The organism is Streptococcus sp. 2018162 (genome assembly GCF_019754175.1).
In the GTDB taxonomy this organism is placed as follows: Bacteria; Bacillota; Bacilli; order Lactobacillales; family Streptococcaceae; genus Streptococcus; species Streptococcus hashimotonensis.
The window spans coordinates 46,200-52,285 of the sequence record NZ_JAIJZP010000013.1 but is presented as its reverse complement, the minus strand read 5'-3'; the positions used below and the strand labels follow the sequence as shown (position 1 = coordinate 52,285).

The window sequence follows — 6,086 nt, the reverse complement described above, 5'->3', positions numbered from 1 at the left end:
GACTCAACAGTTAAGTGACGATAGCCTAGGAGATACACCTGTACCCATGCCGAACACAGCAGTTAAGCCCTAGAACGCCTGAAGTAGTTGGGGGTTGCCCCCTGTTAGATACGGTAGTCGCTTAGCAAATTGGGAGTTTAGCTCAGCTGGGAGAGCATCTGCCTTACAAGCAGAGGGTCAGCGGTTCGATCCCGTTAACTCCCATATAAGCGGGTGTAGTTTAGTGGTAAAACTACAGCCTTCCAAGCTGTTGTCGCGAGTTCGATTCTCGTCACCCGCTTTGAACATAGTTCATACCCAAACTTGGTTTGGGCGCGTAGCTCAGATGGTTAGAGCGCACGCCTGATAAGCGTGAGGTCGGTGGTTCGATTCCACTCGTGCCCATTATATGGTCCGTTGGTCAAGGGGTTAAGACACCGCCTTTTCACGGCGGTAACACGGGTTCGAATCCCGTACGGACTATATTTGGAGGATTACCCAAGTCCGGCTGAAGGGAACGGTCTTGAAAACCGTCAGGCGTGTAAAAGCGTGCGTGGGTTCGAATCCCACATCCTCCTTACTACTATCGCGGGATGGAGCAGCTAGGTAGCTCGTCGGGCTCATAACCCGAAGGTCGTAGGTTCAAATCCTGCTCCCGCAATTTCTTTAAGAATTTGGCTCGGTAGCTCAGTTGGTAGAGCAATGGATTGAAGCTCCATGTGTCGGCGGTTCGATTCCGTCTCGCGCCATTAATTTAATATTATATTTCGGAGAGATAGCGAAGAGGCTAAACGCGGCGGACTGTAAATCCGCTCCTTCGGGTTCGGGGGTTCGAATCCCTCTCTCTCCATACCTTTACGGGCATAGTTTAAAGGTAGAACTAAGGTCTCCAAAACCTTCAGTGTGGGTTCAATTCCTACTGCCCGTGTTATATGGCGGGTGTGGTGAAGTGGTTAACACATCAGATTGTGGCTCTGACATTCGGGGGTTCGATTCCCCTCACTCGCCTATTTTAATATTGGGGTATCGCCAAGCGGTAAGGCAAGGGACTTTGACTCCCTCATGCGTTGGTTCGAATCCAGCTACCCCAGTTCAACTATATGCCGGCGTGGCGGAATTGGCAGACGCGCTGGACTCAAAATCCAGTGTCCGCAAGGACGTGCCGGTTCGACCCCGGCCGCCGGTATAGTTTATGAAGAAACGTTGATTTATCAGCGTTTCTTTTTTTGCTTTGTTTGGCGGGTAGGGTGGTTTTAGGATCAGAATATTTCTGATATTGTAGTACTGTTAGATTTGCTATAGTACTTCTACTTTATTAAGTTGATAATGGGAAAACAGTTGTTTCCTGTATTTAAAGTGTTGATTGATTTGGGCATGGGAAATAATGCTTTCAGTTTTTCCTTTGGGCTGATGACAAGCTTTTATGGGGCTGGCGGTGAAAGTTTTGTCATGGGCTTGTTCTTCTATCTCTTATCGACTTGGAAAAGTATGTAAAATTTTTAGGTCTTTTTTTGACAAATAAATGAAAATATTGCACAAAATACTTGACAAATCGCTTGTTATACTAGTATAACAAGGCTTGACTTTACAGCCAAGCCTTTCCTAATTGCTAAAAAAGGAGATTCAATTGATGGGCAAGAAACTGATAAAGAGCACAGCTATTGGAGTAGCGACTCTTAGCTCATTTGTAATTGCAAATGGTGTGCATGCTGAAGAAGCTGTAAATACCCCTACAAGCCCTGTAGAGAGCCCTGAGGTGTCTCTAACAGCTAGTGTAGGTATTGAGACGGTATCAGGTGTTATCGTGACCAATGGTACTGCTGTTGTAACAGAAACACCGACTGAAGCAACGGTTGATCAGGCGGCTACTATTAAGACTGCTGCTGACCAGGCTGTAACTGATCAGACTGCTGTGGTGGTGGATGCGAGTGTTGCCGAAGAAAATGCCGCAAACGTGATTGAAAGGGCCACTGAAGTGGTTGCAGAGGCTGAAAGAAACAAGGCCGAAGCGACTGATGAGAACATTGCGACTGCTGAAACAGGGGTGGCTGATACGCAAACAGCTATTTCAGAAGCTAAAAGCAAGGCTACTCAAGCCGCTGAAAACACAGCTGAAGCACAAGCAAAAGCCGATGATGCACAAGCTAAAGTAAATAGTGACCAAGCGGCCATTGACGCTCAAGAGACTGTTGTGGACAATGCTCAAACAGTTGTGGATAATGCACAAGCAGTTCTAGACGGCACTGGTAAAGAGACGATTACTGCAGAACGTGACGCTGCTGCAAGTGACCTTGAGGTTGCTAAAGCAGACGAAACCAAAGCACAAAGCGACCTTACTAAAGCTCAAGAAGCTGATGCTAAGAAAGCAAGTGACTTGGCAACTGCTAAAGCAACCGAAGCTACTCAATCTGCAACAGCAGATAAGACTGCAAGCGACCTTGCACAAGCACAAGCGGATGCTACAAAAGCAGCGGCTGACTTGGTAAATGCCAATACGGCAGTTGATAAGGCCCAGACGGCACTAGACGGTACTGGTGCTGCTACAATCATTGCAGAACGCGATGATGCACAAGCAGACCTTACACAAGCACAAGCAGCCGAAAACAAGGCACAAACTGACCTTGCAACTGCTCAAGCTGCGGATGCTAAAAAGGCCAGCGACATTGCAAGCTTTACTGAAACACAAACGCAACAACAAGCGACTGCTAACCAAACAGCGTCAGCTCTTGCAGAAGCACAGGCTGATGCGAAAACTAAAGCAGACGCAAAAACAGCTGCCGACAACAAAGTGGCAGAATTGACAGCTAACATCGCAGCTTTTGATAACTTAACAACACCAAAACTGTCACAAGATGTTATCGATGCTTATAAGGCGTTTGTGAAGGATAAGTCTCAAAGCAATAAAGATGCCTTGTTTGATGCAGTCAATACATGGTATACAACCGATATGGTTGGCTATACTAAAACAATGGTAACTCCTGTTGACACAACTGTGGTTGACCCCGCAAACATGACAGAAGTGCAAGTAACAGCTTTATCCCAATATTATGTTCATATTGGTAATGCAATTCGTAGACAAATATGGGGTGCTAATAATGAAGATGTGATCGTCACAAAAGATGCCGTACAAGCTGCTATGCAAATTGCCAAAAATTATACAGCTGAAAACGATAATACTGGTGACCATAGCTATACTGCATTAGAAAATGATGGCAATAACAATGTGGATTATAGTATGGAAAACATTAGTTTTGTTTCAACAAAAAACACTGCAATGACCGAGTTATATCGTAGAATCTATCGTATGTCAATCGATACATGGGCAGGGGACTATAATCAAAATTATGCGCATATTACAAACGCATATTGGACTCGTTCTATTTCATCATCTAGTAGTTCATCGAAAACAAAATTTAGCGGTGCTTTTGTTACAAGTGTAACACCTGGTGGATTTGGACGTGCACATAGCCTTCAATTTATCGATGACGGTGGCAACACTATCGCTGCACCATACGACACAACAGCCCTCAAGGCTGAATTGGCAACTGCTAAGACAGCACAGGCTCAAGCGACACAAGCTGACAAGCAAGCACAAGCAACTCTTGCTAGTGCAACGACTGCTAACAACCAAGCTCAATCAGCTTTTCAAGCAACTACGGCTCAATTGACTGCTTTGAAAGCTACTGCCGACCAAACACCAGCCACCCAAGCTACATTGACAAGTGCAACCACTGTGCGTAAAGCCGCAGAAGCGCGCCTTGTTGCTGCTCAACAAGCCGTTGACAACCTCAACGCTGACGTAGCAACGAAGACGAAAGCCCTTGAAGATGCGAAATCGGTTCAAGCAAAAGCTGTCACAGCAGACACAAGTGTCAAAGCAACTCTTGCTCAAGCAAGAACTACAAATGACAAGGCTCAAGCAGCACTTGCCGAAACTCGTGCAACCATTGCAAGCCTTGAAGCAATCGCTGACCAAACACCAGCCGCCCAGGCTACCTTGACAAGTGCAACCGCTGCTCGTCAAGCTGCTGAAACTCGCTTGGCTAAGGCTCAACAAGCTGTTGACAACCTCAACGCTGACGTAGCAACGAAGACGAAAGCTCTTGAAGATGCGAAAAGTCAATTGGCTACTGAAGAAGCAAAATTGGCTCAACTGAAAGAAGCTAAGTCTACAAGCGAAGTCGTTCTTGCCGAAGCTCAATCGAAAGTAGAGGCATTGAAGGCTGAAGAAGCTAAGATTGCAGATGAAATTACTGTATTGAAAGCGCAACTTGCTGAACAATTGGCTAAGCTTACAGCACTCAAAAATGCGGACCAAGTCCTTGCAGACGCTCAATCAGAGCTTGCAAAAGCTATCGAGGCTCACACTGCTGCTAAAGCAACCCTTGACGCTGAAATTGATAAGTTGGACCAATACTTGAAGAACCAACGTGATGCTAAAGCTCAATATGAGGCTGTGAAGGAGGCTTATACCCAAGCACAGATTGTGGCTCAGAGACAAGCTATCAATGATGCAGGCGGTCAACCGATTGCTATCACAGATAAAGTTGGTAAGATTGTGGGCTACTTTGATGGCAACCAAACTACAGGTACTAAGCTACAGCCAATCACTTATAGCAGAGTTGAAAAGTATAGACAGCTGCCACAAACGGGCTCACAAGAAAGCCTTTTGGTATTGTTAGGCTACACGGCCCTTGCTGGTCTTGGACTAGGTTATGCAAAAAAACGGAGAAGAGGATAGGAAAGAATGGCAGAATAATTGGCGCGGAGTAATGCTCAAATTTCACAACTGCGTGATCAGGCAGAGCGACTTCGTAAAGGGTAGGCTCATTTGGAAGATCCCGCGGCAAGGGTAGCTATCCAGAATGCGCGAGTTAATGAAAAATTAGCTAACATGGAGCATTACGGCGTCCATGCAACTATTCGCTGATTCAAATGAACTGGAGAAGTCCTGGTTTGTAGGAGAAAGATGAAAAAGAAATTATTAAGATTAGGTTTTGTAGCCTTGTCAGTTTTGGTGTTAACGGCTTGTCAGGTGGGAACGAAAGAATATCTATCTGTTTCTTTTAAGGGGTACGATGGTTATGGAACTGCAACCGTATCTCTTGATAGGGAGGAGCTGATTGCCAAACTTTATGGGAAGGATGCAACAGATGAGGAACAAGATGCTGTCCATGATGGGGTGTCTGTTTCAGTAGATGGCTCTGAGGCATTGAGCAATGGAGATAAGGTAAAAGTAACAGTTGATGTGGATAAGGAATCGGCTGTGGCTAGTAAGATAAAATCTGAAACCTATACCTACGATGTATCGGGTCTTACAGAAACAACAGAAATTAGTTCTCAGGATCTGGTAAAAAAGCTGGCAGTTACTTATACTGGCATTAGTGGTCAGGCAGATTATCCAGAAATCAGTATTGACAGTACTATTCTCTATCCTATTGGGGAGAATGGTGATGATATATTGAAACCTTCCGCAAGCAATAGTACACCAATTTCGAATGGAGATATGATTGCTTTTTCGGTAGAGAAAGCAGAATTAGCCATGAATACAGGCTATGTATTGACAGATGATAAGGAAATTAGTCTTGAGGTTTCTGGTTTGGATAAAATTCCTGATACTGTTAGTGAAATTAAAAATCTAGCTGACTTGCTTGCTATTGCCCAAGAGCAGGCTGAAAAAGATTTTGCAGAGGAAAACCTTACCAGTCAGTATAGTTTGAAGCGTCATCATATTTTTTATCGTCATGACTATCAAGAGACTAAAGGGTGGAAGAATAGTTATTATGGGGATTTAGCTATTGTTTATGAGTATGTTAATGCAAAAGAAGATTCTTTTGTCAAAACTTCAACAGATTTCTATGTTTACAATTTCTCTAAATTGATTATTGACAAGGATGGTATTGTTACACTAGAAGCACCGAGTGAACTAGATAAAGATAAAATGGTTAAGCTATCAGCTCAGTCGGATCATTTTTATCGTGATAGTATCGATGATGTCTATGCAAGTTTGACTAATCTCGAGTATAGGGATGTTACAACAGAGGTGGAATCTGCTGTTAACAGATGGTAAGAATAGTTTGAAATGAAGAAACACTGAGAAATTGGTG

3 protein-coding genes, 12 tRNA genes and 1 rRNA gene are annotated in these 6,086 nt (G+C 44.3%); all 16 read left to right on the top strand.

The window, feature by feature from the left end; all coding sequences use genetic code 11:
• Positions 1–10 precede the first annotated feature (10 nt).
• The 16 genes from rrf to K5Q22_RS09375 all read left to right on the top strand — a co-directional run bounded on the left by rrf (position 11) and on the right by K5Q22_RS09375 (position 6,049).
• Positions 11–126, top strand: a 5S ribosomal RNA gene (rrf, locus tag K5Q22_RS09450).
• Positions 127–131: 5 nt separating this feature from the next.
• Positions 132–204, top strand: a tRNA-Val gene (locus K5Q22_RS09445).
• 5 nt (positions 205–209) lie between these two features.
• Positions 210–280: transfer RNA gene (locus tag K5Q22_RS09440), tRNA-Gly, on the top strand.
• Positions 281–310: 30 nt separating this feature from the next.
• Positions 311–384: transfer RNA gene (locus K5Q22_RS09435), tRNA-Ile, on the top strand.
• 6 nt (positions 385–390) lie between these two features.
• Positions 391–462: transfer RNA gene (locus K5Q22_RS09430), tRNA-Glu, on the top strand.
• Between the two features lie 5 nt (positions 463–467).
• Positions 468–557: transfer RNA gene (locus K5Q22_RS09425), tRNA-Ser, on the top strand.
• A gap of 9 nt (positions 558–566) precedes the next feature.
• A tRNA-Met gene (locus tag K5Q22_RS09420) sits at positions 567–640 on the top strand.
• A 15-nt stretch (positions 641–655) separates the two neighbouring features.
• Positions 656–728, top strand: a tRNA-Phe gene (locus K5Q22_RS09415).
• 20 nt (positions 729–748) lie between these two features.
• A tRNA-Tyr gene (locus K5Q22_RS09410) sits at positions 749–829 on the top strand.
• 7 nt (positions 830–836) lie between these two features.
• Positions 837–907, top strand: a tRNA-Trp gene (locus tag K5Q22_RS09405).
• A 7-nt stretch (positions 908–914) separates the two neighbouring features.
• Positions 915–987, top strand: a tRNA-His gene (locus K5Q22_RS09400).
• Between the two features lie 11 nt (positions 988–998).
• Positions 999–1,070: transfer RNA gene (locus K5Q22_RS09395), tRNA-Gln, on the top strand.
• A gap of 11 nt (positions 1,071–1,081) precedes the next feature.
• Positions 1,082–1,165: transfer RNA gene (locus K5Q22_RS09390), tRNA-Leu, on the top strand.
• Between the two features lie 140 nt (positions 1,166–1,305).
• A complete protein-coding gene (locus K5Q22_RS09385; RefSeq protein WP_205014132.1) occupies positions 1,306–1,473 on the top strand; it encodes a hypothetical protein in 168 nt (55 codons plus the stop codon).
• 136 nt (positions 1,474–1,609) lie between these two features.
• Complete coding sequence (locus K5Q22_RS09380) at positions 1,610–4,720, top strand: SEC10/PgrA surface exclusion domain-containing protein (RefSeq protein WP_205014198.1); 3,111 nt, start codon at positions 1,610–1,612, stop codon at positions 4,718–4,720.
• Positions 4,721–4,948: 228 nt separating this feature from the next.
• Complete coding sequence (locus tag K5Q22_RS09375; protein WP_044669111.1) at positions 4,949–6,049, top strand: hypothetical protein; 1,101 nt, start codon at positions 4,949–4,951, stop codon at positions 6,047–6,049.
• Positions 6,050–6,086 lie beyond the last annotated feature (37 nt).